This window comes from Candidatus Poriferisodalis sp. (genome assembly GCF_965215815.1).
In the GTDB taxonomy this organism is placed as follows: domain Bacteria; phylum Actinomycetota; class Acidimicrobiia; order Acidimicrobiales; family Poriferisodalaceae; genus Poriferisodalis.
Map to the genome: position 1 here is coordinate 531,154 of NZ_CBDCEO010000012.1, position 25,478 is coordinate 556,631.

The 25,478-nt window shown below is 66.1% G+C and carries 26 protein-coding genes; 11 read left to right on the top strand and 15 right to left on the bottom strand.

All coding sequences use genetic code 11. The features are described 5' to 3' along the window. Positions 1-234 precede the first annotated feature (234 nt). A complete protein-coding gene (locus tag ACOOHB_RS04400; protein ID WP_420443596.1) occupies positions 235-1,839 on the top strand; it encodes an acyl-CoA carboxylase subunit beta in 1,605 nt (534 codons plus the stop codon). Positions 1,840-1,943: 104 nt separating this feature from the next. Here the strand turns inward: ACOOHB_RS04400 and vapC are convergent, their stop codons facing one another. Both vapC and ACOOHB_RS04410 read right to left on the bottom strand, forming a co-directional pair. Next, a complete protein-coding gene (gene vapC / locus ACOOHB_RS04405; RefSeq protein ID WP_420443597.1) occupies positions 1,944-2,333 on the bottom strand; it encodes a type II toxin-antitoxin system VapC family toxin in 390 nt (129 codons plus the stop codon). Then, positions 2,330-2,524 carry a type II toxin-antitoxin system VapB family antitoxin gene (locus tag ACOOHB_RS04410; protein WP_420443598.1) on the bottom strand — a complete coding sequence of 65 codons (195 nt, stop codon included), beginning with the start codon at positions 2,522-2,524 and terminating at the stop codon, positions 2,330-2,332. Before ACOOHB_RS04410 ends, vapC begins: the two co-directional genes overlap by 4 nt. A 161-nt stretch (positions 2,525-2,685) precedes the next feature. Between ACOOHB_RS04410 and ACOOHB_RS04415 the strand changes: the two genes are divergently transcribed. Beyond that, positions 2,686-3,414, top strand: a complete 729-nt coding sequence (locus tag ACOOHB_RS04415) for a M48 family metallopeptidase (RefSeq protein WP_420443599.1) — start codon at positions 2,686-2,688, stop codon at positions 3,412-3,414. A 106-nt stretch (positions 3,415-3,520) separates the two neighbouring features. Then, the gene (locus ACOOHB_RS04420) at positions 3,521-4,435 is read left to right on the top strand and encodes an LLM class flavin-dependent oxidoreductase (RefSeq protein ID WP_420443600.1); all 915 of its coding nucleotides are present in this window, start codon (positions 3,521-3,523) and stop codon (positions 4,433-4,435) included. Positions 4,436-4,480: 45 nt separating this feature from the next. Here the strand turns inward: ACOOHB_RS04420 and ACOOHB_RS04425 are convergent, their stop codons facing one another. Beyond that, a complete protein-coding gene (locus ACOOHB_RS04425; protein WP_420443601.1) occupies positions 4,481-5,806 on the bottom strand; it encodes an ABC transporter ATP-binding protein in 1,326 nt (441 codons plus the stop codon). A gap of 174 nt (positions 5,807-5,980) precedes the next feature. Here ACOOHB_RS04425 and ACOOHB_RS04430 point away from each other — a divergent pair, with 174 nt between their 5' ends. Both ACOOHB_RS04430 and ACOOHB_RS04435 read left to right on the top strand, forming a co-directional pair. Beyond that, a complete protein-coding gene (locus ACOOHB_RS04430) occupies positions 5,981-6,403 on the top strand; it encodes a nuclear transport factor 2 family protein (protein ID WP_420443602.1) in 423 nt (140 codons plus the stop codon). A gap of 56 nt (positions 6,404-6,459) precedes the next feature. Continuing rightward, positions 6,460-7,674 (top strand): PLP-dependent aminotransferase family protein, encoded by a 1,215-nt coding sequence (locus ACOOHB_RS04435; protein WP_420443603.1) that lies wholly within the window; start codon positions 6,460-6,462, stop codon positions 7,672-7,674. Between the two features lie 162 nt (positions 7,675-7,836). Here the strand turns inward: ACOOHB_RS04435 and ACOOHB_RS04440 are convergent, their stop codons facing one another. The 3 genes from ACOOHB_RS04440 to ACOOHB_RS04450 form a co-directional block, all read right to left on the bottom strand. Further along, complete coding sequence (locus ACOOHB_RS04440) at positions 7,837-9,585, bottom strand: N-acyl-D-amino-acid deacylase family protein (protein WP_420443604.1); 1,749 nt, start codon at positions 9,583-9,585, stop codon at positions 7,837-7,839. A 197-nt stretch (positions 9,586-9,782) separates the two neighbouring features. Further along, positions 9,783-10,562 carry an SDR family NAD(P)-dependent oxidoreductase gene (locus ACOOHB_RS04445; RefSeq protein ID WP_420443605.1) on the bottom strand — a complete coding sequence of 260 codons (780 nt, stop codon included), beginning with the start codon at positions 10,560-10,562 and terminating at the stop codon, positions 9,783-9,785. 7 nt (positions 10,563-10,569) lie between these two features. After that, the gene (locus ACOOHB_RS04450) at positions 10,570-10,962 is read right to left on the bottom strand and encodes a limonene-1,2-epoxide hydrolase family protein (protein WP_420443606.1); all 393 of its coding nucleotides are present in this window, start codon (positions 10,960-10,962) and stop codon (positions 10,570-10,572) included. Between the two features lie 163 nt (positions 10,963-11,125). Here ACOOHB_RS04450 and ACOOHB_RS04455 point away from each other — a divergent pair, with 163 nt between their 5' ends. Together ACOOHB_RS04455 and ACOOHB_RS04460 are read left to right on the top strand one after the other, a co-directional pair. Beyond that, on the top strand, positions 11,126-12,553 hold the full coding sequence (locus ACOOHB_RS04455; protein WP_420443607.1) for a CaiB/BaiF CoA transferase family protein: 1,428 nt from the start codon (positions 11,126-11,128) through the stop codon (positions 12,551-12,553). Beyond that, entirely contained in the window at positions 12,550-13,788 is a 1,239-nt protein-coding gene (locus tag ACOOHB_RS04460; protein ID WP_420443608.1) for a CaiB/BaiF CoA transferase family protein, read from the top strand. Before ACOOHB_RS04455 ends, ACOOHB_RS04460 begins: the two co-directional genes overlap by 4 nt. 133 nt (positions 13,789-13,921) lie before the next feature. Here ACOOHB_RS04460 and ACOOHB_RS04465 read toward each other — a convergent pair whose 3' ends face one another. Further along, positions 13,922-14,494: an integrase core domain-containing protein gene (locus ACOOHB_RS04465; RefSeq protein WP_420443609.1), complete on the bottom strand. Its 573-nt coding sequence runs from the start codon at positions 14,492-14,494 to the stop codon at positions 13,922-13,924. Here ACOOHB_RS04465 and ACOOHB_RS04470 point away from each other — a divergent pair. Next, a complete protein-coding gene (locus ACOOHB_RS04470) occupies positions 14,484-15,053 on the top strand; it encodes a hypothetical protein (RefSeq protein ID WP_420443610.1) in 570 nt (189 codons plus the stop codon). The genes ACOOHB_RS04465 and ACOOHB_RS04470 overlap by 11 nt on opposite strands. Here ACOOHB_RS04470 and ACOOHB_RS04475 read toward each other — a convergent pair. Next, complete coding sequence (locus tag ACOOHB_RS04475; RefSeq protein ID WP_420443611.1) at positions 14,981-15,304, bottom strand: hypothetical protein; 324 nt, start codon at positions 15,302-15,304, stop codon at positions 14,981-14,983. The two genes, ACOOHB_RS04470 and ACOOHB_RS04475, sit on opposite strands and share 73 nt — an antisense overlap. 250 nt (positions 15,305-15,554) lie before the next feature. Further along, positions 15,555-17,519: an HNH endonuclease gene (locus ACOOHB_RS04480; protein WP_420443612.1), complete on the bottom strand. Its 1,965-nt coding sequence runs from the start codon at positions 17,517-17,519 to the stop codon at positions 15,555-15,557. A gap of 615 nt (positions 17,520-18,134) precedes the next feature. Here ACOOHB_RS04480 and ACOOHB_RS04485 point away from each other — a divergent pair. Beyond that, positions 18,135-18,887 (top strand): enoyl-CoA hydratase/isomerase family protein, encoded by a 753-nt coding sequence (locus ACOOHB_RS04485; RefSeq protein ID WP_420443613.1) that lies wholly within the window; start codon positions 18,135-18,137, stop codon positions 18,885-18,887. A gap of 18 nt (positions 18,888-18,905) precedes the next feature. Further along, positions 18,906-20,171, top strand: coding sequence for a CaiB/BaiF CoA transferase family protein (locus ACOOHB_RS04490; protein WP_420443614.1), 1,266 nt, complete (start codon positions 18,906-18,908; stop codon positions 20,169-20,171). A gap of 28 nt (positions 20,172-20,199) precedes the next feature. Here ACOOHB_RS04490 and ACOOHB_RS04495 read toward each other — a convergent pair whose 3' ends face one another. The 5 genes from ACOOHB_RS04495 to ACOOHB_RS04515 all read right to left on the bottom strand — a co-directional run bounded on the left by ACOOHB_RS04495 (position 20,200) and on the right by ACOOHB_RS04515 (position 22,784). Then, complete coding sequence (locus ACOOHB_RS04495) at positions 20,200-20,622, bottom strand: type II toxin-antitoxin system VapC family toxin (RefSeq protein ID WP_420443615.1); 423 nt, start codon at positions 20,620-20,622, stop codon at positions 20,200-20,202. Next, a complete protein-coding gene (locus tag ACOOHB_RS04500) occupies positions 20,619-20,846 on the bottom strand; it encodes a ribbon-helix-helix protein, CopG family (protein WP_420443616.1) in 228 nt (75 codons plus the stop codon). Before ACOOHB_RS04500 ends, ACOOHB_RS04495 begins: the two co-directional genes overlap by 4 nt. 261 nt (positions 20,847-21,107) lie before the next feature. Next, positions 21,108-21,404 carry a hypothetical protein gene (locus ACOOHB_RS04505; RefSeq protein ID WP_420443617.1) on the bottom strand — a complete coding sequence of 99 codons (297 nt, stop codon included), beginning with the start codon at positions 21,402-21,404 and terminating at the stop codon, positions 21,108-21,110. Positions 21,405-21,515: 111 nt separating this feature from the next. After that, positions 21,516-21,773 (bottom strand): hypothetical protein, encoded by a 258-nt coding sequence (locus ACOOHB_RS04510; RefSeq protein WP_420443618.1) that lies wholly within the window; start codon positions 21,771-21,773, stop codon positions 21,516-21,518. A gap of 99 nt (positions 21,774-21,872) precedes the next feature. Then, positions 21,873-22,784, bottom strand: coding sequence for an MOSC domain-containing protein (locus ACOOHB_RS04515; RefSeq protein WP_420443619.1), 912 nt, complete (start codon positions 22,782-22,784; stop codon positions 21,873-21,875). A 67-nt stretch (positions 22,785-22,851) separates the two neighbouring features. On the opposite strand from ACOOHB_RS04515, the gene ACOOHB_RS04520 reads away from it, so the two are divergent. Then, on the top strand, positions 22,852-23,580 hold the full coding sequence (locus ACOOHB_RS04520) for an aminopeptidase P family N-terminal domain-containing protein (RefSeq protein ID WP_420443620.1): 729 nt from the start codon (positions 22,852-22,854) through the stop codon (positions 23,578-23,580). On the opposite strand, the gene ACOOHB_RS04525 is transcribed toward ACOOHB_RS04520, so the two are convergent. Then, positions 23,571-25,457: an acetyl/propionyl/methylcrotonyl-CoA carboxylase subunit alpha gene (locus ACOOHB_RS04525; RefSeq protein WP_420443621.1), complete on the bottom strand. Its 1,887-nt coding sequence runs from the start codon at positions 25,455-25,457 to the stop codon at positions 23,571-23,573. The genes ACOOHB_RS04520 and ACOOHB_RS04525 overlap by 10 nt on opposite strands. Positions 25,458-25,478 lie beyond the last annotated feature (21 nt).

A 25,478-nucleotide genomic window follows, 5' to 3' on the forward strand; every position in this document is an offset into this window, starting at 1 on the left:
GTGATCCAGCAGCTAGATCCTGACCAGTTCGGCAGCGTGGCAGAAGGGCATCAGGAATTCGCCAGGACCGATGCGAATGTTCTTGGTCCGCAGCGGCGATCACACAGTCTTCGGGGCAGACGTTGCAGTTGGCTCGTACATTCGAAGGATCCCGAGCGTGGGCCCGCGTCGGCATTGCCGCCGGTCCGATACCCATGCTGCCCTCGCCGACCAACCGCTGAATGGAGTGCTCGCATGCCTGTTGACCCAGATCGGGAGACGTGGAAGCCGGGGATGACCTGGGAGGACGCGCTTGACGAGATCGCGTACCTCAAGGATCTGGTCGCCGAGATGGGCGGGCCCGAACGCATCGACCGCCAGCATCAGGGTGGGCGTTACACGGTGCGCGAGCGCATCGCGAAGATGGCCGATCCGGGCTCGTTCGTCGAGATGGGCGGGCTTATGGGCGGTCCGGAGTACGACGACGACGGCAACATCATCGGGTTCACCCCGGGCGGCTACGTCATGGGTCTCGCTGAGCTCGACGGGCGTCCGGTGGCAATCGGCGGCGACGATTTCACACTCTCGGGCGGCAGTCCGCACAACGTTCACAAGATCCCGCACCAGTTCGCCCAGCCGCTGGCCATCACGTATGGCATCCCGTACGTGCAGCTGCGCGAGGGTGTGGGCCACAGCTCGAAATCTGACGAGGAATCGGGCCAGATGGCCCTGCCCTCGGGTGACATGTGGTGGCAGTCAGTGGAGATGATGACCAAGGTCCCGGTGGCGTCGGGGATCATGGGCTCGGTGGCGGGCTGGCCGGCGGCGGCAGCGCTGATGTCGCACTTCACGGTGATGGTGAAAGGCCAGTCGCAGATCTTCCCGTCCGGCCCGCCGGTGGTGCAGCGCGCCATCGGGGAGACGCTCTCCAAAGAAGAACTCGGCGGCTACCGCATGCATGTGTACGAGAGCGGCCAGGTCGACAACGTGGCAGAGAGCGAGGAAGACGCGTTCGACCAGATCAAGCAGTTCCTGTCGTACCTGCCGAACACCGTTTCGCAGGTGGCGCCACGGGTGGACACCGGCGATCCACCAGACCGCAGGCCCGAAGAGCTGCTCAACATCATCCCGACCAACCGGCGTGCGGGCTACGACGCCCGCGCCCTCATTCGCCATGTCGTCGACAACGGCGACTTCTTCGAAATGCGCCAGCACTATGCCGGGGCGATCATCACCGGGTTCGCTCGGCTCGACGGCTACAGCGTCGGCGTGGTCGGCAGCGATCCCATGCGGCTGGCGGGGGCCATGGACGGCGACGGGGCCGACAAGTACGCGCACTTCGTCGACCTGTGCGACGCCTTCAACCTGCCGATGGTGATCTTCCTGGACATGCCCGGGTTCATGCTGGGCTCGGTAGCCGAGCGCAAGGCCACCATGCGTCGCGGGGTGCGTGCGTTGATCGCTTCGGCGGAAGCCAGCGTGCCCAAGGTGGAGTTCAACGTCCGCAAGTCCTACGGCGTCGCAGCCGATGGGCCCAACAGCATCGGGCTGCCGCACGGACTCAACCTGCGATTCGGCTGGCCGGCGGGGGAGTGGGGCGGCATTCCTATCGAGGGAGGCGTTGCTGCGGCTTACCGGCGTGAGATCGAAGCCGCGCCCGACCCAGAAGCGCACCGGGAGATGCTCGAGGAGCGCCTGCTGAAGCTGCGGTCACCGTTCAAGGCCGCGATGGCTGGCGACGTCGTCGACCTCATCGACCCCCGCGAGACCCGCAGGCTGGCGTGCACCTTCGTCAAGCTGGCCCAGCCGGTCCTCGCCGAACTGGCACAGCGAACAGGCAAGCGCGCCGTTCGGCCGTAAATTCGCCTGGTCGGGTGCTCTGAGGCCCTAGGTATTCCCGGTGCTCACTTGAGTTGAGCCGTGCGGCATCGCACCGCTGGTTGTGTCGTGGCAGTGACCGACCGCTAGAGCACAGTCAGTCCGAGGTGTACAGACATGGGTTCGAAGTCACGGTCTGCGTGGAGCAGCTGATGCCCGTATTCCATGCAGAAGGCGGCGATCAACATGTCGATGGTCTTGCGGGGTGTGATGCCCCTGGCGCGCAGCTTCCGGTGGTTGAGCGCGCTGGCCATGGCGGTGTGCCGTCCCACCATCGGCTCGAAGAACAACGTGTCCATTGTCGATTGGGCGCTGCGCAGGTGAGCATCGCTTCGGAACCCTTGCAGAACCTCAGTGAGAATTAGGTCACCGGTGAGAATCGGTTGCACTCCCAGTAGCTCGTCCAGCAGGTTGGTCTGGCGAGTGTCGATGCCGTTGAAGAAGTCGATCCACACCGATGAATCGACGACGATCATCGGTCAGTGCGCATCTCGTCGAGCGATCCCTCCCACGGGAGCTTGCCTCGCAGACTGCGGATGCGATCCTGTGCCCTCGTTTGAACCAGCAGTCGCAGTCCTTCCTCGACGGCTGCGCGCTTGGTGCGAAAGCTGCCTTCTTGCATCGCCGCAGCCATGAGTTCGTCGTCGATCTCGATGTTGGTGCGCATCTTTGACCTCCCGAGACCTGGTTGTCGGTACCCGCATGCTCGTCGATGCATGCGATATCTTTGATGTGTATATTTCAGGTAATCATACACATTACCGCGCGATTCGAGACGCCTCAGAAATTGAGATGAATTCTGTTCCTGCCAGAGAGCACAATCGCGGTGTGGATCCCTCAGAACGCGACTGGATTCGATTCGGCGATGCCGTGATCGACTATGAAATTCGGCGCAGCGTGCGACGGCACAAGACCCTGGAGATCACGGCGGGACCGAAGGGCGTGCGCGTTGCAGTCCCGGCAGCGACCCGCCCTGAAGACATCGCGGCGTTCGTGCGGAGCAAAGCACGATGGATCCTGGACCGTCTCGCGAGCCCGCCCTCCCAGGACGCTCCACCCCAGTTGCCTGGCACGCTGCCGTACCTCGGACGCAGCCTGAGCTTGTCCACTGGTCGTGACGACATCGCCGATGTCGACGTGCGCTTCAGACCGTGGGAACTGCAGGTGTTATTACCGCGATCAATGGATCCCGACGGTGCGGCACCGCACATTCGCAGCGCCGTCTCCGAGTGGTATTGGCTTCGTGCCTGCGAGCACATTCCGGTTGGCGTCGACCGATGGTGGCCGGTGATGGGCAGCGGCGCCAAACCCGAAGTGATCATCGGGGACCAGCGCAAACGATGGGGGAGCTGCGCTGCCGAAGGCCCGTTGAGGTTCAACTGGAGGCTTGTGATGCTCGAGCCGGGGTTGCTTGACTACGTCGTCGTCCACGAGCTAGCCCATCTCACCGAACTCAACCACGGGCCCGATTTCTGGGCACTCGTGGATGCAGTGCTCCCCGGCGTGGCCGAGCGCAAAGCAGCACTGCGAGCAATCGAAGGAACGCTGCCGCTGTGACCTCCGCTCGTGGAGGCGACTGGTCCAGCATTGTCCCGAGCCGGCCGTCGAACGCCGAGACGGACGCGATCAGGGCGCCAGCGAGGGACACGATTAGCGTGACGCGGTGAACGACACTGTGAACGCATCAGGCGCGTCAAGCGCGTTGAGATTCGGATGGCTCTCGCCGTGCATCGGCAACCGGTGGAGCGATCACCGGCCGATCGTGGCCGACCAGGTGGAATGGCTCCTGCCTGAAGTGATCGGGCACTTCGACTCGCTGTGGATCGCGGACCATTTCTACGGGTTCGACGCAAAGACCGATCCGTTTCTCGAAGCCTGGACAACCATCACCTGGTGCGCCGCGCGCCTCGACGGAGTGCAGCTCTGCCATCACGTACTCGGGCACGGCTACCGACCGCCGGCCCTGACAGCCAAGATGGCGGCGACGCTGCAGTACCTGTCCGGCAATCGCTTCATCCTGGGCATCGGGGCCGGGTGGCGAGGTGACGAATACGAGGCGTACGGCTATGAATTCCCGTCGCCGAAGGTGCGCTTCGCCCAGCTCGAAGAGGTCGTCACGATCTGCCGGCTGATGTGGACCACCGACGACCCGAGCTTTGAGGGCGAGCACTACCGCATCGACGGGGCGGCGGCGCCACCACTTCCTGATGTTCCGCCGCCGATCTGCATCGGAGCCTCGGGCGAGCAGATCGGGCTCAAGGTGGCGGCCCGGCATGCCGACATCTGGAACACGCCGTGGCGGCGCGACCTGGAGTCGCTGCGTCGCAAGTGCGGGATCGTGCTGGACGAGCTCGAGCGTCTCGGGCGCGACCCGGCTGATTTGGAGATGTCCACCACCGTCGAGCGAGCGCTGCCCACCACCGACAGCGAGTCAGCCTCCTACGCCGAATTCCTCGCCTCGCTCATTGAGGTCGGCATTCGGCACTTTGTGCTCGACTTCGGCAACCCGGACAGCGCAGAGCCCGCCCATCGATTCGCAGAGCAGGTCATCGCCCCGCTGCGTGCCGCCATGAGCTAAGCGTCTGCCTGCGGGCGCACAAACCGCCCGGTCCCGAGCGGGTGCTCAGTCGGCGAAGAGTTCCAGTTCGGCGGGCGTGGGTGAGCCTTCGGTCCCCGCCGGCGATCGCAACTCGGCTCGTTCCAAGGTTTCCTCGTACAGGCTGTGAGCGGACTGGCCATGGCGTACGAACGCCACGACGTCGGTGCCGATGAACTCGACTGCCACGGCATCGCCGCGGCTGACATGTGGATCGGGCCCGCAGCGCACTCGCAATTGCGTGCCATCGAGATTCGCCACCACCATCGAGTCGTGCCCGTAGAACTCCACGAGTTCGACTTCGGCTGACGCTCCCGGCGCGAGGCGGAGCTGCTCCGGGCGCAGCATGACGTCCACCGTGCCCTTCACCGGATCTGCGGAATGGGCGCCATTGCTGCGGGGAGCACCGGCACCGCCGAGCGGCAGGCGGCCAAGCGCCGTGTGTGCGACGCCGGCAGATGCCGCACAGCGCAGCCACGACGCTGTGCCCACGAAGTCCGCCACGAACGGATCGGCAGGTCGGCGGTAGAGGCCGTCCGGGGTGTCCACTTGGGCGAGCTGGCCTTCGCGTAACACGCCGACACGGTCCCCGACGACGAAGGCTTCGTCCTGGTCATGGGTGACGAACACGGCGGTGATGCCGAGTTCGATCAACAGCCGGCGGACCTCGCTGCGGACCTCCTCACGCAGCGAGGCGTCCAGATTCGAAAAGGGCTCGTCCAACAGCAGTACTCCGGGCCGTGGCGCCAGAGCCCGTGCCAACGCGACGCGCTGCTGCTGACCGCCCGAAAGGGTCGATGGCAGGCGCTCCTCGAAACCGGCAAGACCCACCAAATCGAGCGCTTCGGCGATTCGGTGGGGCGTTCGCTTGGTCCGCTCGAGTCCGTAGCCGACGTTGCGACCCACGGTGAGGTGCGGGAATAGCGCCCAGTCCTGGAACACCATCCCGACGCGGCGCAACTCGGGCGCCACCCAGGTACCGCCCCGCCCAGGCGGGCCCGAAACGAACCGGTCACCCAGACAGACGGTGCCTGCGAGCGGGCGTTCGAGCCCCGCGATCAGGCGCAGCAGGGTGGTCTTGCCGCACCCGCTGGGTCCCAGCAAGGCCACCGATTCACCGGGGTCGACATGCAGTGACAGGTCGCGAACTGAGTAGCCGCCATGGTTGGGCGATTCACTGTCGAGCGGGCGTCGCGCCTGAGCTTGGCCGTAGGAGTGAGTGACGCTCTCGAGTGTGATCGAGCGCGCCGTTGGCCAATGCCGTTCGTGGGCCTGATGGGCAGGTCCACCCAACGCAGCAGAGCCAGCGAGTCGCCGATCTCGCTTCGACCGAAATGCCCGGACGGTGCGCACCGAACGCAGTATAAGCAAGGGCGTCGGCAGGTATCCAGAAAGGTGAATGCTCGGTGATGGCTTTGCCTGCTGGATTTCGGTAAGCATGGCTAACGAATCCGGTGGGCGAAGCTAGCCCGACCGGTGTCGAAGTAGGTTGACGCCGACACGCTGGCAAAGCACTGGGGGAGAGCTGTGGCGCTGACAAATGACGACCGGGTCGAGATCCGGGATCTGATCTCTCGCTACAACAAGGCGATCGACACCGGCGATGCCGACGGCTACGCCAATACCTTCACGCCCGACGGCGAGTTCATCGGGATCGTTGGCACGTTCAACGGCCGCGACGAGCTGCGGGCCTTTGCCGCCGCCTACGCCATCGAGGAGCAGTACGCAGAATTCGCCTCAGCGCAGCACTGGGTGACCAACATCGTTGCCGATGCCGATGCCGATGCCGATGCCGATGGCGCGCAAGCCACCGTGTTCAGCCACCTCCAGATGGTCAAGCCGCTTCCCGACGGCGGGCGAATCCTGCTGGTGGGGCACTACGACGACATCGTGCGCAAGGTCGACGGTCAGTGGCTGTTCGCACAGCGGATCGTCGTCTCAGACGCCTGATCGCTGGACGCCCGGACACGATGTCGCACACAGAACCAACTCACGCGTCCTTCGACGTGCGATCAAAATTGGCGGCGGGCCTGCCCCCTTCCTCGCCCACCTGGACGCCGATCCCGCGCTACAGCTTCGTCGGCGGAAACAACGATTCGTCAAGTGTGCCGGTGGGCGGATTGGCCGAAGCGGCCGTCAACGCCATCAACAGGCACGGCTCAGCACTCGCCACCTACAACCTCGGCGGCAACCCGCAGGGCTACGAGGCGCTGCGAGAGTTCATCGCGGCAAATCTGGCAGCCGAAGCTGCATTGCCCATCAGCGCCGACGACGTGCTCGTGGTCTCCGGTTCGCTGCAAGCACTTGACCTGGTGATTGCAGCCTTCGTCGAACCGGGCGATGTCGTGGTTGCAGAAGAAGCCACCTACGGCGGGATCATCTCCAAGCTCACCCGGGCGGGAGCGCTCTGCGAACCGGCCCGACTCGACGATGACGGCATCGTGCCCGAAGCGCTCGATGAGCTGCTCGGTGAGCTCGCTTCGAAAGACCGCCTTCCCAAGCTCATCTACACGATCCCGACCGTTCAGAACCCGACCGGCTCGGTCATGCCGACCGAACGACGGCACCAGGTGCTGGAGGTTGCCCGGCGGTGGGACGTCGTGGTTTTCGAAGACGACTGCTACGCCGATCTGCAGTGGGATGGCGAGCGCCCGCCCGCCATCGCTGCGCTGGCGCGCGACGGCGGCGATGTCGGCCGCGTCGTGTATTGCGGGTCGTTCTCGAAGTCCATCGCGCCGGCGCTGCGTGTGGGCTTCATCGCTGCGGAAGCACCGGTGATGCGACAGCTCGTGGCGCTCAAGGACGATGCCGGCACGGGAGCTGTCGAGCAGCTGATTCTGGCGGAGTATTCGGGGGCGCACTTCATCGACCACGTGCGAGAGCTGCGGGCCACGCTGCGCGAGAAATGCCGCGTCATGCGCCACGCCGTGGCCACGCACTTCGGCGCGTTGTCGCAAGTGGCGATCAAGCTCGGCGGGCCGGTCCAGGTGACCGATCCCAAGGGCGGCATCTTCGTATGGCTGACGTTCCCATCGGGCACCGACACCGCTCGATACCTGGCTCCCGCCGCTGAGCGGGGAATCCAGTTCAACGAGGGCGCGGCCTGGTCAGTCGACCCGCAGTGGGGAGCGCGACGAATGCGCCTGTGCTTCGGCAGCCTGACCCACGATGACATCCGCGACGGCGTTGCTGCCCTCGCCGAGGTGATCGCCGCCAATTAGCCGCGCTGTGTTGTCGCGGCCGTTGGAGGCAGCGCGGATAGGTGGCGGCTCGAAAGCTGCTGGAACACCTTTTCTGTGCAAATTTGCCCGCTGTACGGGTATTTCTGCACAGATTTGAGCCAGTCGGTGCTGCCAGACATAGCCGCCTATTCGCTAGCGCTCCTAGCCGCGGCCGTGGCGCAGGAGCTTGCCGGGGGTGGCCCCGGTGCACTCGCCGTCTTGGAAGGTCTCTACGCCGTTCACCAGGATGTGCCGGTAACCGTGTGCACGCTGGACGCGCCGCCACTCGCCGCCTGGCAGGTCGTAGACCGCCTCGCCGATCCATTCGGGATCGATGGCCAGCTCATCCATGTCATACACGAGCACGTCGGCCGGGGCGCCTTCTTTGAGCACGCCACGGTCCTTGAAGCCGGCGGCATGGGCTGCCAGCGCCGACATCCGGTAGTGCGCTTCCTCGACGGAGACGCGCTTCTCGTCCCGGACGATCCAGGCCAGGAAATCGGTCGTCCACGCACCGCCGGAGAAGAACTTGGTGTGCGCCCCGCCGTCGGACACGCCAGGGATCGTGTACGGCGAGTCGGTATAAACGGCGGACATGTGGTCCACGTTGAACTCGGGACCCTGGCCCAGGAACTCGGTCCGGAGATCGGTCTCGAGCGAGAGGTCCAGCATCACGTCGATGTAGTGCTTGCCTTCCGCTTCGGCAATCTCGCCGAGCGACCTGCCCACGTATTTCTGCAGGTCTTCGCGCCGGGTCACGCCCTGTACGACCAGCTTGCGGGGAGGCCCGCCGACGGCGCCTTGCGTGTTGGCGAACAGCGTCGCCGCCTCGTCGGTCTCGGCACGCAGCCGCTCGCGGATGGCCGGATCGGACATCTTGCGAATCTTGTCCTCCAGCGAGCCCGTGGTGGCCTCGCGCCACGCCGGACTTGAGTCGTACAGGTTCCATTCGTCGAGCGAGAAGGCGAATCCCGTGCGGATCGAGGCACCCTGGCCGAAAATGCGCAGCCCGTCGTTGTGCGCCTGCTCAAGCCATTCGAGCCGCTCCTCGTGCACCCGTGGGTTGCGCTGACTGACCGGCACCACGTTGTCGATGATCGGACGGCCGCTGACCTCGGCCAGCCGACGCTTGAAGGAGAGGTCCTCGGGATTGTTGACGTTGGCGCTCGTGGCCTGCGTCAGCTGGATGAAGCCCTCGTCGCGTTCGCGCAGGACCTCAGCCAGCACGAAGATGTCGTCGTCGATCATGGTGTCGGTGACCATCGGCGTGCCGTCGAAGTCGGACTGGGTGGAATTTGGGCCGAGGCGCTGGATGGAGAAGCCGCAGAGCCCGGCATCCATGCCCTCGTGCAGCAGGCGCTGCATCTCCTTGCGCTCGGCCATGTTGGCCGGCCGCGACTTCGCGGCTTCCAGGCCCATCACGTAGATCATCAGCGACGCGGTTGGCATGTACTGCAGGACGTTGACGCCCTTGGGCGCCGCGTCCAGCGAATCCAGGTACTCCGGGATGGTCTCCCAGTCCCACTTCGGCAGCATTCCTTCTTGCATCGCCGCGAGCGGGATCGCCTCGGTTCGGACCATCGTCAGCATCGACCGCTCGCGGAATTCGGGCTTGCACGGGGCGAAGCCGAAACCGCAGTTGCCGAGCACCACCGACGTCACCCCGTGCCAGCTCGAAATCGAGCAGTACGGATCCCAGCGGATTTGCGCGTCGTAGTGGGTGTGCAGGTCGATGCTGCCCGGGGCCACGATGCACCCGCCGGCGTCGATGACCTCTTTGGACGGCTTGTCCGGGCGGCCGCCGATCTGGGCGATGCGGCCGTCGGAGATCCACAGGTCTCCCCGGTAGCTCGGCACCCGAGTCCCGTCGACGATGGTGCCGTCCTTGATGTGAATGTCGTATTCCTGCACTGTTCCCCCTCGGCCAGTGATCGGCGCGCAACGAGATCGTTCGTGCCGTGAAGTTCCAGCGAGTGCCGACGCGCACCCCGGGCGCCGCGCGTCGCCGCTGGGACGAATGTTAGGCGCGCCGGGTCAAGTGGTGCTGAATCGTGTGACAGTGCAAGTAGGGCGCTGCTGATGCCCGCGTGTTGTCGCCTTCCGGCGAATCAGAAGATGCTGAAACCACCGTCGATCTTGATGACGTCGCCGGTGTGCCAGCGAGCGACATCGCTCATCAGGTACACGGCGATCGCTCCGAAGTCCTCCGGCGTGCCCCAGCGCCGCATCGGGATGCGGGACATGACGGCGCTGGCGAACTTGTCCCAGCTGAAAGCGCGCTCGGTCATCGCGGTTTCGACCCAGCCCGGGATGATGGCGTTCGCGTTGATCTTGTAGCGAGCCATCTCGACCGACAGCCCCATCATCATCGCCAACATGGCGCCCTTGGTGGCCGCATAGGCCTGACCCCGCGCTGCGCCCTGTATGGCGGTGCCGCTGGAGGTCAGCACCAGCGATCCCCCTTCGCCCTGGGCGATCATCTGGCGGGTGGCCGCACGCAGCGTGTAGAAGACGCCGTGCAGGTTCACGTCGATGACGCTGAACCAGTCCTCGTTCGAGTGCTCGTGGAAGCCGACTCGGTTCTGAGTGCCGATGCCGGCGTTCGGAAAGCATCCGTCGACGCGGCCGTAGCGCTCGATGACCGCCGCCATGGATTCTTCGACCTGCTGCTCGTCGGAGACATCGCACTGCAGGGCCGACGCCGACGGATTGAGCGCCTGCAGCTCGGCCTCGGCCGCAGCGTTCTTGTCGGGGTTGGTGCCCCAGATGCTGACGTCGGCACCGGCCGCGGCGACGGCGCGGGCGTAGCCCAGCCCGATGCCGCTGTTGCCCCCGGTGATGACCGCTACCTTGCCGGTCAGGTCAAAGCCGTCGTAGTTGTTGGCCACGGCCGGCTCAGCTGCCCTTGATCTGGCGCATGAAGGTGCTCTGGTCGAAGTAGTCGCGCCAGAACGTGATGAGGCCGTCGTTGACTTCGAAGATGCCCATCACGGGCAGCTCGATCTGGCGGCCCGAGCCGGTGTGGAACCGGTCGACACGCTCGTTCATCACCGTGTTGCCGGTGACAGTCTGGCGCAGGACCTCGAACTCGACGGGACCGTCGCCGGCCAGCATCGGGTTGAGAAAATCGCGCATCTCGTCGCGGGTGTTCATGTCGCCGATCGGGACGTTGTCGTAGTAGCAGTCCTCAGCGACATGGCTCATCGCGGCATCGAGGTCCTTGCGACAAATATCGGCGATGAAGTGGTCGACCACTTCAGTCGGCGAAGTGCCTTGGCTTTCTGACATCGGTTCCTCCTGGGTGCGCGGCGGTATCCGAGGGGACACGCCGACATAGGTGTTCGAACGACAGTGGTGTATCACGCCTGGCGCCTGGCCGCGGCCGGAAGTCGCCGCTGCAAGGGTGCTCGGCAGCGAGGACTAGTGTCCCGCCAATATGGGGGAGGCGCAGGTGGCAGACGAGCAGGGCAGCGAGATCGGCACGGGGGCAGATGCCCGACCTTTGGCCGGCATCCGGGTATTCGAGATCAGCATTGCCGTGGCGGCACCGTGCTGTGGCCAAGTCTTGGCACATCACGGGGCTGAGATCTTCAAGGTGGAGGCCCGCAGCTACCCCGATGTAGCCCGAGCATTCGGCTCGGCGTGGGCCCGTGACCCCGAGCTCGCCGACGTGTTCTGTGACACCAGCCCGTACGTTCCGGAGATGTCATCGGGCAAGCGGTCTGTCGGCTTCGAGCTGAAGCAGCCCGAGGGACTCGGGGCAGCACGGCGCCTGTTGGCCACCTGCGACGTGTTCCTGACGAATTTCGCAGCACCCGGCATCGCCGAACTCGGGCTCGACTACGAGTCGGTGACCGAGGTACGGCCGGACATCATCTACGCGGGCATGACCGGCTTCGGAGTGGACCCCGAGATGCCGTACTACCCGTTCCGTGCCTTCGGACCGAATCAGGCGCCGCTTGTGGGGTGGGACGCGCTCACCGGCTTTCCACACGAGGAGCCTGCAGGCATCCCCTCGATCGCTCCGCCTGACTACATGGGCGGTCTGCATACGACGGTGGCGATCTTGAGCGCCCTAGTCGAACGCGACCAAACCGGTCAAGGCCGCTTCATCGACATCAGCCAGCTGGAGACCACGGTGTCGTTCCTGGGGCCGTACCTGATGGGCCACGACATGGGTGTGCCTGAGCCGTACCGCAACGGCAACCGGGTCTCCTGGGCTGCGCCAGCCGGCATCTATCCCTGCGCCGGTAACGACCGGTGGGTGGCCGTCGAAGTGCAAAGCGACGAGGCATGGCAGTCGTTTGCTGCGCTGGCTGAATGGTCGGGCATCGAAGCGCACGACGGCAGCGGGCAAGCGGCCCTGGCGACCTATGCCCACGAGACGCTGGCCGAACGCATCGCCAACCATGACGCCCTCGATGCGGAGCTGTCTGCCTGGACCTCCCGCCGAAGCGCGCAGCAGGCTGCTGCTGAGCTGCAGGCCTTGGGCGTAGCGGCCTACGAGGTGCTGGATCACCGTGGCGTGCTGGCCGACCCGCAGGTGCACGACCGCCGCCCTTACTCGGTAGTGGCGAGCCCGAGGCTGGGACGGGACCTGTTTGTGCGCAATCCGCTGCGCATGAGCCGGACACCGCCGTATGTCACACGGGCAGGCCCGAACATGGGGGGCGACACGGTCGACGTGCTCACCGAGATCGGGTACTCCGGCAACGAAGTGGAGCAGATGGTCGCCGACGGAGCGGTGTTCACCGATTCGAGACCTGAGTTGGTCCTCGAGCGCCCCTTTGACCGGTGGTACGAGTCGGTGGGGATCGCGGAGTTCTACGACGCAGAGGGCCGTGTCATCGGCGGCGGGGCCATAGGCGGCAGGCAATGAGCGCCGCACAGCAACAACCACAGCAACGACACGGCCCGTGGACCGGCGTCCGGGTGCTTGACCTGACTGGGCTGTCGGGCGCATACGGGACCCGCGTGTGGGCGGCGCTCGGCGCGGATGTCATCTGCGTGGAACCGCCCGTGGGCAGTCCCATCCGGCAGATGCCGCCGCTCGCTCCAGGCCATTCCGGCCCCGAGGCCAGCCTGTGGTGGGCCTACTACGGCGCCACTAAGCGCAGCGTGGTGCTCGATCCGACCAACGCTGGTGACGCAGCGGCGCTGGTGAATCTGATCGGTTCCGCCGACGTGGTGCTCGACGATGCTCCGCCAGCCACCCAGGAGACGTACCCCTGGTTGGCGGCCCAAGGTGAGGGCGGTCTGGGCGTTGCCGGAATCGTCGAGAAGTTCCCGCATCTGACGTGGGTGTCGATCACTCCGTTCGGCATGACGGGACCGCGACGCGAATGGCGTTCGTCGAACCTCATCGGCTGGGCTTCGTGCGGGTTGGCGTCCACCGTGGGCTTCCCCCACGGTCCGCCGCTGACACCTGCAGGGGAGATCGGCGTGCTCATGCACGGTGCTTCGCTGCATGCGCTGATCGGCTCGATGCTGTCGGTGCGTACCCGTAACCAAGCTGGGGCATCCGGTGAGCCAGCGCTGGGTCAGACCATCGATCTCTCGCTGCAAGAAGTCGGCCTGTGGCTGTCGCCCGAGACTGGTGTCCCGCTCTATCTCGATGACCAGGTGCCTCGACCGCGAGCCGGCAATCGCCGGCCGGTCACCAGCCCGATGGGCATGTACCCGGCATCTGACGGCTACGTGGCGATCATCGCCATCCAGCCGACCCACTGGAACGCCGTGGCGCAGTGGGTTCACGAGCTCACCGGCAACGAAGGCATTCTCGACGAGATCTTCGTGGACATCGTGGTGCGACGCGAAGCGCTGGAAGCCGTGGACGCGTGGGTCGAGGAGCTGACGACCCAGTTCACCAAGCAGGAATTGTTCGTCGAGGGTCAGCGGCGGCGTATTCCCATCACGCCGGTCAACACCGTCGGCGACCTGCGTCACGACCCGCATCTCGAAGCGGTCGGCTGGTGGCGCACCGAGGAGCACCCGGTGCTCGGCACCTATACCGTGCCCGGCTCGCCGTTCACCACCGACGGAGACTGGTGGGCCTGGCAGCGTGCCCCGATGCTGGGCGAGCACACCGATGAGGTGCTGGGGTCGCTGAGCTAGTGCTGTGATCGCAAACGTTCGCCCGTAGCCGGCGTTGGCGTTGGTGGGTGTGTCGCCGTGTGGCTGGTGGCGTTGGCGTTGGTGTGAGGTGTGTCTGAGTCTTCCGCGGAGATCGGCTGAGAAATGAACCAAGTCATGCTGTGTTCTCGGGGTTGTTGGTGGTGGTCCGGCGGTTGTGGTCGAGCCGTCGTGTGCGGGCTCGTTGGAGGCCTTGCCGGCGGGCCTCGCGGATCGGTTCTCCTCGTTGGTGGTGTTCGTCGTCGGGGGTGACGTAGCCGATCGCTTCGTGCAGCCGGACTTCGTTGTAGTCGATCCGGATGCGTGCCAGCTCTGTGTCGAGCAACGCCGGGTCGGTGATCTCGTCGAGGTGGGGCCATTCGTGCTTGATGTGCCCGAAGAAGCTCTCGATCCAGGCTTGGTCGGTGGGGGTGCGGGGTCGGCCGTGGTGTTGGGCGATGGCCATCATCGCCATGTAGGCGCGGGTGTCGTGGCTGGTCATGGCCGGGCCGTTGTCGGACACGGCGAGCAGGATCGGCCGGTCGGGGTCGTCGATGTCGAGATCGAGGCGGTCGTCGGTGAGCAGCTCGTCGAGATCTTGGGCTAGCAACGCCTGGTCGAAGATGACACGCACTTGGGTGGAGGTCTCCTCGGTCGAGACCAGGCTGGTGATCCAGTAGCGCGAGACCATGTCGACGATGGCGAACACGCAGCGCCGGGCCTGCCCGAAGTGGGTGACGTCCCAGATCCAGATCCTGTTCGGTTCGGTAGACCAGCCAGTGCGGCCACGGCGTGCGGGGCCGCCGTGGTGTCGGCGGCTGTTCGGGCAGCACAAGCCCGTGGGCAGCCAGAACGCGCCGGAACGTCGAGGGGGCCACCCACACCCGGCCCACATAGGAACCGCGGTGGGCGAGCTTGCGGTGCGACCGGTCGACCGGTCCCCACTCTTCAGCGACAGCGAGGACCTCCGCGACTTCGTCGGCCAGCAAGGCATGCACCGGCGCGCCGCCCGGGGCGAGGTCGCTGAGCGTGCCCAGCTCGCGTCGGCGGGCCCGCCAGCGGTGCACCCGGTCGTCGGAGACCTGCCACACACCGGTGGCCCATGTGTGCCAGAACCCGGCGGCAACGGCGTCGTCGACGGTGTTGAGGACCAGCTCTTTGGCCTCGGCGGGGACTCTCGCCGGGACCGGTCCGTTCAGTCCCAGCCGGATTTTCCCCGGACGATGGCCAACTCGATCGCTTGGACCTTGATCGCCTCGGTGAGCTGACCGATCTCTGCCCGGGCCGCTTCGAGCTCCCAGTTCCGTTCGGTGGCCGGGCGACCCGGCTTGCGGGCCAGCGCAGCCAGCGCCGCGTCCTTCACCGTCCGGCGGATGGAGATGATCGTCGACACATCGACCCCCCACTTCCGGGCCGCGTCGGCCTGGGTGATCTCTCCGCCCGTGACCTGCAAGTAGATCTCCCACTTCGTCTCCGCGGACAGCTTCTTCGGTCGACGCCGACCCTCGCTGACAGTCATCTGATGCTCCTTCACGCGTCAGCGAGAACACGATCAGACTTGGTTCATTCCACGGTGGACCCTCCGCGGCAAACTCAGACGCACAACAGGTGGGTGTGTCGCCGGGTGTGGTCGTGTGGCTGGTGTCGTTGGCGTTGGTAGGTGTGTCGCCGGGTGTGGCCGTGTGGCTGGTGGCGTTGGCGTTGGTGGGTGTGTCGCCGGGTGTGGCTGGTGTCGTTGGCGTTGGTGTCGCGGGCCGCGAGGGGTGGGGTCATGGGGGTCCTGTCGCTGTTGTGCCGTTGGTCTCGCTGGTGGTGTGGGTGCGGGGTGTGGTGTTCCATCTGGTGGGGGCGGGGCGCCGCTGGAGTCGCTGGTTGTTGTTGTGGAGCTTGTGGTGGCAGTCGCCGCACAGGGCTGCGAGGTTGGGCACGTCCGTAAGGCCGTTGTCGGCTGCCCATTCGTCGATGTGGTGGTAGTCGCAGCGGTGCATGGGTGAGCGGCACAGCACGCAGCCGCGGTCGCGTATGGCGACGGCGAGCTGCTGGGCGACGCTGGCGTGTCGACGGCTGCGTCCGAGCCACAGGATCTCTGCGTTGGTGTCGAACAGAGCGCCTGCGATGCGCGTGTCGGGCGAGAGGTCGTCGAGGATTGACGGCGGGACGGGTCCGGCGCCGAGGAGTTCGCATGTTCCGTCGGGCCGGGTGCCGTCGATGACGCCGATCTCGGCGATGATCACGAGCTGGTTGGGTGCTTGGGCGGGCCGCCAGCGATCGATCGAGCGGCCCGACGGGCCTTCGGAGGCGACATCGCCGTCTCCGCTCAGCGTGGCATCGCTGTCCCCGCCGTGTCGGTGGGGTTCGGCATCGCTGTTGCGGCCCCGGTCGGCGCTGCCGCCGCCGTCCCGAGGGTTCTCGGTGTAGCCGTCAGCGTCGCGGCTGTGTCCGCGGTGCTCGGCATTGCTGTTGCGGCCCGGGTCGTCATCGCTGCACCCGCCGTGCCTGTCATCAGGTTGTGGGCGGCGCCTGGTGTTGTGGCCGTGTGCGGCGGGGTGGTCGATGGTGGCCAGGGCGTTGCGGTCGGTGACGATCTCAAAAAGGCTGTCGGCGAGGCGTTGGCGGTTGTCGCGGATCTGGTTGGGTGTGGCGTCGCGTCCGCCGTCGAGACGCCACAGGGCGTCGTTGTAGTTCTCGAGTGCCTGGCGCACCAACGCGAAGCTGATCGGGTCGAAGCTGGCGTGCAGCACACCCATCCCGGTGGACTCATCGACAAACAACGAAGCACACCGATCGCGGCGCTGACGGCTCAGCTCGGTCTGCGCGGCGGCAGGGTCGTGACGGGCCGTGAACTTCTTGGCCTGGTCGCGCAGCGTCTCAGGCGACACCACCGCGGCGGCTTCGAGCAGCTCGGCAGCGGTGTCGACCGCGTCAGGGCTGGTGCGCCGCGCAGCGTCGGCGAGCACAGCCGCGTGCTCGACGTTCAGCTCGCCCACCGCCAGGCCCCGAGCAACATTGGGCATCAGAGCGACCTGCTCGCCGACCTCCACGGTGCGCCTCGCGTCGCGCTTGCTCAGCCGCGCCCGCTCACGCAAGGTCGAGCGGCCCGACCCTGGGCGGGCGGCTTCGAGTGCGGCGGTCGCTGCGAGCAGCACTGCGTCTGTTGCTGAGCGCAACCGTGCCGCGGCGGCGATGACATCGGCGAGCGTGTCGCAGCCGGCGTCGCCCAGCGGCACCCGCGACGCTCTGGTGACCACCTCACGCGCACCGCACAGCACCCCCAGCACACCCTCAACCGCCAACACCGGCCCAACCGACCCCGCTGAAGGCAACACCGGCTCAGCTGAAGGTGACACTGCTTCGACCGGAGACGACACCGGCCCAGCCGGCCCAACCGGTTCGGCTGAAGGCAACACCGGCTCGGCTGAAGGTGACACTGCTTTGACCGGGGACGTCAGCGGCCCAGCCGGCCCAACCGGTTCGGCTGAAGGTGACACTGCTTTGACCGGGGACGTCAGCGGCCCAGCCGGCCCAACCGACCCCGCTGAAGGCAACACCGGCTCGGCTGAAGGTGACACTGCTTCGACCGGAGACGACACCGGCCCAGCCGGCCCGACCAGAAGCGACACCGGCTCAGCCGGCGACGACAGCGCGGGCGGCACGGTCACAGCCGCGTCGTTCGGCGGCACGGAGCCAGTCGGCATTCCCGCCGCCGAATCGCTGCGAACGTCTGAGCGCTTCATGACAATGACTGTAAATGAGGGGTGTTATACGAAAGCCTCAAAGCGACACCCCGACGGCACCACCGCACCCGCAACGACCCCCCAACGGCACCACCGCACCCGAGCCGACACCAGGGCGACCCCACCGCATCCGAGCCGACACCAGCGCGACCCCACCGCATCCGAGCCGACACCAGCGCGACTCCAAACACCGCTACGCCATGCACTCGTTGCGGGCGTGTGCGCTGCCCGATCACCGTCGCCGGATCAGCAGGTCGCATGGCGCCACCGATCTCGCTGTGTGGGCGCAAACACCTTCGGGCCCTGCTGACGCAGCTTGTGAGAACTGCGGGACGCCAGCACCCGGCCCCCAGTTCGCCGGCGACAGTGCAAACGTTCGTCGGGTCGAAATCCGCCCTGACGCCGGAAACCAAGGGCTACGGCGTATCGCGAACCCGCGCGTAGGTTTGCCGACACAGCGCTAGCTGGCTCGTGACCGGTTGCCCGACGCGATGCGCGAGTGTCTACTATCACGCAAGCGCCAAGCGCCAAAGCGACGGACGATGCCAGTACGAAATTGGCGCAGATTCGTTCGCTACCGGGGCCCGCGCAATATCCAGTCAGCAGGAGCCGATAATGATCCGACTTTCCCATGACGGCGCAGTGGGAGTGGTGACGCTGTCACACCCGCCGCACAACCTGATCGGCGCCGACTTCATTGACCGGTATTGCACGGCACAGGAGGACGCCGTCGCTGCCGGCGCCCGGGCGATCCTGGTGCGCAGCGACCTGCGTCATTTCTGTGCTGGAGCAGATGTCAAGGCGTTGGGTCCCGACGATGGCACTGCCAGCGATCCGGCTGCGGTGCTCGACCGGCTGGAATCAATCCCGGTGCCGACCGTGGCGGCGGTCCACGGCGCGGTGCTAGGTGGCGGCTTCGAGCTGGCGCTGGCCTGCGACATGATCGTCGCCGCCGAATCGGCCCAAGTGGGCGCCGTGGAGGTCACGCTTGGGCTGGTTCCGCTGCTGGGCGCCATTCAGCGGCTGGTCGCCCGAGCCGGCCCGGCGCGGGCACGCGAGATCACGATGCTGGGCCGCCGCTACCGGCCAGCCGAGCTGGAGCGTCTTGGCGTGGTGAACCTGGTGGTGAACGACGACGAGCTGGAGGACGCCTCGCTGTCGCTCGCACGCCAGCTGGCCGCCGGACCGACGGTTGCGCTGGGAGTCATCAAGCGGGTCGTCAACATCGCTGTGAACGAAGGCACTCGTGCCGCGGACGAAGCGCTGAGCGACGAACTTGCAGCTATGTGGGCTTCGAATGACGTCCGGCGCGGCACCGAGGCCATGTTCACCGGCGGGCCCGGTACAGCGGTCTTCGAGGGCAATTGAGCGGCGGGAGGCAACGACGTGACTGACGAAGCACCCGACAGGACCGACGACGCGGCCCCGTCCGACGCAGCAGCCCACGCGGCACCGCTGGCGGGCATCACGGTGGTGGACTTCACCCGGGTGCTCGCAGGGCCGACGGCAACACGGATTCTCGTCGAGATGGGTGCCTCGGTGACCAAAGTTGAGCCGCCGGCTGCCGACATCGCCCGAGCCGCATCGCCCTCGGCGGGCCCCACCTCCGGCTACTACCTGCAGCTCAACGGGGGCAAGCGCAACCTCAGCATCGACCTCAACTATCCCGAGGGGCGAGAGGCGGTCTTCGAGCTGTGCAGCCGGGCAGACGTGATCGTGGAGAACTACCGGCCGGGCACGATGGCCACCTTCGGCCTCGACTATCGGTCGGTCAGCGCCGTCAACCCGCGGGTCGTGTACGTGTCGATGTCGGGCTACGGGCAGGACAATCCGTGGTCTTCACGGCCGGCGTTCGCACCGACCGTTCAGGCAGAGAGCGGTTCCACGGCCACACATCTCGCGCATTTCGGCGACCTGCTCGTCCGCCCGACGACCGACTCGACCAGCCAGGCAGACCTCTACACCGGCGTGCAGGGTGCCCTTGCCGCCATCACCGGGCTCTACCAGCGCAGCATGACCGGCCGTGGCACCCACGCCGATGTGTCGATGATGGCCACGATGCTGTCGGTCAACGAGCGGCTGCACGCCGAAGCCAATGATCTCGACCCGTTGGGTGAGCCGCCGGCGCTGAGTGCGCCCGAATCGCCGATCTTCGAGCTGGCGGACGGTTCACTGATCACGATCGCTGCGTCACCGGTGTGGAGCCCGGCTTTTGGGCGCTACTGCACGATGATGGGCCGCAACGACCTCAAGGCCGACGCCCGGTACAAGACGCCGGAGTTGCGCCGAGAGCACTACGACGAGCTGGTCGCTGAGGTCGCAGCGTGGATTCGCACCTTCGGCAGCATCGAGGATCTGGAGCATCAGGTCTCGGGTGCGGGCGGGCTCGCCGTCGGTCGTATCCGGACTTCGGGCGAGGCTCTGGATACCGAATGGGCCGAGGCGACCCGGCCCTACTACACCATCGACGTCGACGGCCGGGAGCTACGGCTCATGCGAGGCCCGTGGCGTTTCGACGGCCTCTCCACGGCGCCGCTGCGGTTGGCTGCTGCGCAAGGTGCCCACAACGCCGAGGTCATGGCAGAGCTTGGCGCCACCGACGAGGAGATCGCCGACCTCGCCGAGCGCGGTGTCCTCCGCTCGAACGATTGAATTCGATTACTCGTCCCATGCGGTTGGCCTAATTTCCTTGTCGATCGGCTGGTAAAACTTCAAACGGTCGTCCAGCGAGCGACCGGACCACGCGAAAATGCCGCTCGTCCAGCGTGGCGATTCCGTCGGTCTCATAGCGGTGCGCGAGGACAACGAGCGAGGCGTCGGTCAGGCCGAGGCGCAAGTCCCGATATCGCTCAACCACTGCCCGGGCTCGGACGAGGTCGATGCGATCGAATGAAGCCAACTCGTATGCACCTGACGCCAATTCTGACAGGACGGCCAATTCGGCGTCGGCTCCGGCGAGCTGCGCTGCCAAGTAGTCGACTTCGGCTAGCACAAGAGGCGAGATCACCAATTGCTGACGTGACAGGAGCAGTTGCTTGCAACGCTCGTGCATTCGCTGGCCGCGTATGAACGCCGCCAGCAGCACGCTGGTATCGACGATCACGAACCGAAGCCGGTTTCCGCCAGTATCTCGTCGACCCGTTCGGCGAGGGTCGGGTCGCCCCAATCGTCGTCGAACAAGGGCACGGTCGGTCGAACGTCACGACGGCCGAGTGTCTCTTCCAATGCCTCGCGCACGATCGAGGCTTCGGATCGTCCGTCTTCGTGTGCGGCCTGCTCCAGTCGTTGTTTGAGGTCGTCAGGCAGGTAGACCGTCGTCTGCTTCATGCAACATATTGTGCCATGTATTGCAGACGGGCAAGCAAGCGAATAGGTGGCGGCTTTCGCACGAGCGACGGAATCGGAAAGGTCGGAGTGCTCTTCTCTTATGAGTTGGTGGTGAAGGTGACCGAGCCGACGACGTGTTTGGGTGCCCAGATTTCTCCGGCGTAGAAGCCGCCGTCCCAGGCGGAGCCGTAGATGTTGTACTGGGGATTGTCCGCCTTGACTGGACCGGACTCTTGGTAGTCGGCGAGCCGTCGATCGGGGTCAGCGTCGAGCCAATCGTCGATTGCCTGGCGTGCGTCTGCGATTTGTTGGGGGTGTTGCGGTGTCGGCGTCGGAGAGTTGATTGCTGTCCGCGTCGGTGCCGGTCATGTTGACGCGCACGGTGGCGCCGGTGCGCCATTTGTCGGTGACGGTCACGAGGCCTGCTGCGGGGAGTTGGCGCTCGGAGTCGGTCGACGCCTCTGCGGAGGGGTTGCTGCGGTCGGTGCCGTGCACGGCGATGACCCGGTACAGGAACTGTGTCAGCGGCACGATTTCGTCGAACGAGGCCGTACGCACCGGATTGCCGGCATCGTCGTAGATGCCTTTTTCAAGGTGCGGGTGCCGGGCACCCGCTCGATGTCGTAGCTGGTGCCCGTCCGCTGCAGCTGAAGAGCCCAGTCCGGGTCCCTACCCGTTGGGGCCTTGCGTTGTGCGGGGCGCTTCGGCACCGGCCGCGGCAGTCGCAGCCTCTGACGGCATGCCAATGCCCAGGTAACCCTCAATACGTGCGAGACGCTGGCCGTTCTCGGTGACAATCAATCGCAGTGTGCCGAGTTCGCCACGCAGGTCGTCGCGGAGTCTGTCGTTGGATTTTTGCTGATGCCACACGATCGCCAGTGCCGCCAGCACCATCGTGCCAACTTGCGCAAGTGCGCTCAGCTCCATGTCCCGAACGGTAGCACTCCATATCCAGCCGACCCTTCAGAATTATTGAAATAACCTGAGAGTCTGCTCCACGGCCCAGTCCTACCTATCGACAGGCGGCTAGTTGGGAGGTGTGAGCAGGGGAGCGGCGGTCTGGGCGACCGTCACGGGATCGCCGACGCTCACCATGGTGCCTTCGGGGTCGATGGTGCAGGCGATGCCGAAGATGGCGTTGCCTTCGAGGACCTTGCGCATCCCGGGGGAGTGGCCTTCGGCGGTAGTACACCAGCGGTGCTTGCGCATCACCAGTGCGGGTTCGCGGTGTCGCTCACCGGTGTCCTGGTCGATCTGGGGGACTGCGCAGCGTGGCCATGCAATCCGGGCGACGAGATCTGCATCGCCGATCGAGAACTCCGCCCAGGTGTCCTCGGACCAAGGCTGGTCGTTGATGACGATGAGGTTCGCCCGGAAACGCTCAATGCCGAACGGCTCGATGGCGCGGGCCACGAGATCGTCGAGCGATGCCATGTTGGCGACGAGCACCGGGGCGGCGTCGGCGAAAGTGGCAAGTCGTCCCCGGAACAGCCGGACCGGGCGGGACGATTCGGGTGTGAGCGCGGCGAGCCTCGCCGGCATTCCCAGCACCTCGCTGAAGAACGCGGCGGCCTCGTCTCCTGCGTCTGCACAGGCGACTTCGTCACCGATCAGCGCGTGCACGGTGATGTCGTTGGCATCAGGACGCTTGACGTCGATGACCCCGACGTCTGGTGCGCTGATCGTCAAGCCACCGTTGATCGGTTCGGGGACGACCGTGGCGAGCACCGCACGCTGACGCTGAGTGACTGCCTCGCCGATGGTACCGACCTCATCGGGTGCGGTCACCACCTGCCACTCCCGGTCGCCCTCGAGCCCGGTTGCCGACACCGTCACCGAGTCCAGTTCGATGCGTCGGCAGCCCTTGATGGGATGGATGGTGATCCCGGTGAGCGTTCCACCGTCGTGTCCCGCCGCTGCTTGCTCCGATGAAGCCATTGCCAGACCCTAGGCTCGCCGGAGGCCGAAGGCTGGGGTAGGCGGACCGAACCGAGTGCTGTCAACTATGGAGCATTCGGGGTCTCAGCGGCGCCACCGGCTCAAGATCGGTGTGGCTCGGGCTGAGCCGCCCGAGTGGTTGACAGACCACGCCGATCTCAACATGCACGCGCTGGGTCCCGGAGCGGAGCTGGAAGCGGAGTGGCAGGCCGCTGGGCTCGCGTTGCGCCGATACCGGCTGGAACGGGTCCGTGAGCAGCTGCGCAATGCGGACTGCGACGCAGCATTGCTGTACGACCCGGTCAATATCCGCTACGCCACCGACACGACCAACATGTCCCGGCGTCAGCGAGCTGGACCTGTGGGCCGCGTTGTGGTCGGGCAGCTTGCGGCGTTACGGCGAGTGGATCGAGACGAGGCTGCTGTCGTCGGGACCAAGGACGAACCCCTGATACCAGGAGGCCAGCAGTCGGCGGGTGCAGGCCGGCGAGCTGATGGGCTTCGACACCGACCTGGTCGGCGCGTACGGCATCTGCGTGGACATGTCCCGTACGTGGTTGTGCAGGGACGGCCGGCCAACTGCAGCCCAGCACGACACTGGGCACTGGCAGCCGAGCAGATCGAGCGCAACATCGAGCTGCACCAAGCCGGTATGACGCTACGGGAGATCACCGACAAGGCGTGGTACCCCGACCCGGACCAGTACCGCCACTACACGTCGATTTCGCACGGGGTCGGGCTGTGCGACGAGTACCCGGCGGTTGGCCAGGGGGCCCCGGAAGCGGATCAGCTCTGAACGAAGCTGACCAGCACCTGGTTTGCCTCGACGGCATCGCCCGGGGCGCAACGCACCTCGCCGACGGTGCCGGCCCCGTGAGCGCTGAGCGAGTGGAGCATCTTCATGGCTTCCACCACCACGACCGTGTCGCCGGTGGCGACGACGTCGCCGGGCACGACAGCCACCTCGACGACGACTGCGGGGAAGGGCGCAGCGACGGAGTCAGCCGAGCCGGTGTCGTCGGTTGCCGTCGGCGCCCAGGCGTCGGAGCGATCGGGGACGTCGAACGTGACCGTGTGGCCGTCCAGATTGACCGCCACTGAGTTGTGATCCGTGCTGCTGGCAACCATGGCGTTCGCGTCAGCGCCGTTGATCGACGCCGCCGGGACTTCGTGGAGATCGCCCCCAGCGTCACTGAGCAGCACTGCTGCCAGTGTTCGGTGATCGGTCAGCCGGAACGGCCCAAGAGCCGCCCAGGGTCCGCTGTCGAGTGAGATTCGCTCTCGTTGCTGGGAGGCCAGCCAAGCCGCAGCGGCAACCCCAGCGGCGTCGCTGCTGGACGGGGGTACGGGCATCTCGCTCGAGGCGAGGGAGTCGATCACGTTGGTGGTCATCTCCCCACCGCGCAGCAGGGGCGTGTCCACCAGCCAGCGCAAGAAACCGGCGTTGGTCGGCACTGGCCCCAGCACGAGCTCGTCGAGGGCGTCGCGCATTGCGTCGAACGTCGCTGCACGCTCGGAACGATTGACCACGAGCTTGGCGATGAGTGGGTCGTAGTAGGGCGTGATCTCGCTGCCGGGTTCCACCGCCGAATCCCAGCGCACACCGGAGGGCACGCTCAGGTGGCGAACCGGACCCGCCCGGGGGCTGAAGCCATCGGCAGGGTCCTCAGCGTTGATGCGGGCTTCGATGCTGTGGCCTGCGAACGTCACCTCGGATTGGCTGATGCCCAATGATGCGCCGCTAGCGGCGCGCAGCTGCAGTTCCACGAGATCGAGTCCGGTGATCGCCTCGGTCACCGGATGCTCGACCTGCAGGCGGGTATTCATCTCCAGGAAGAAGAACTCGCCTGTGCCGGCATCGACGATGAACTCAACGGTCCCGGCGTTGTCGTAGGAGATGTGGCGGGCGAGGGCCACGGCCGCTTCGTGCAGGCCATCGCGGGTGGCCTCGGGCAGGTTCGGTGCGGGCGCCTCTTCGAGCAGCTTCTGGTAGCGGCGCTGCGAGGAGCAGTCGCGAGTGCCGAGGTGAATGACGTTGCCGTGCTGATCGCCGACCACCTGTACCTCAATGTGGCGAGGACGTTTGATGTACCGCTCGACGATGAGCCGATCGTCACCGAAGGAGCGCTGTGCCTCTGTACGAGCTGCTGTCAGTGCAGCGTCGAACTGGTCCGGGGAACGAACGATGCGGATGCCCTTGCCACCGCCGCCGGCCGATGCCTTGACCAGCATCGGATAGCCGATCTGCAAGGCAGCGGCACTCAGGTCTCCGGCTGCGGCGCCGGGAATGATCGGGACACCTGCGGATTCTGCGATTGCTCGCGCTTCCACCTTGGCGCCCATCTGGGCGATGGCATCAGGGTTCGGGCCCACCCAGGTCAGCCCGGCGTCCACGACGGCCTGCGCAAATCCCGCGTTCTCCGACAGGAAGCCGTACCCAGGGTGGACGGCATCGGCGCCAGTCTCGGCTGCTGCGGTCAGGAGGGCGTTGACGTCCAGGTACGACTGGTCGAGCGCCGCAGGGCCGATGCACCGTGATTCGTCCGCCTCACGGACGAACGGCGCATCCCTGTCGGGCTCGGCCCACACCGCGACGGTGCGCCATCCCAAGCGCTGCGCGGTCGCGAAGACCCGGCTCGCGATCTCTCCCCGGTTGGCGACCAGCAGCTTCATGACATCAGGCTCATAAAAGGG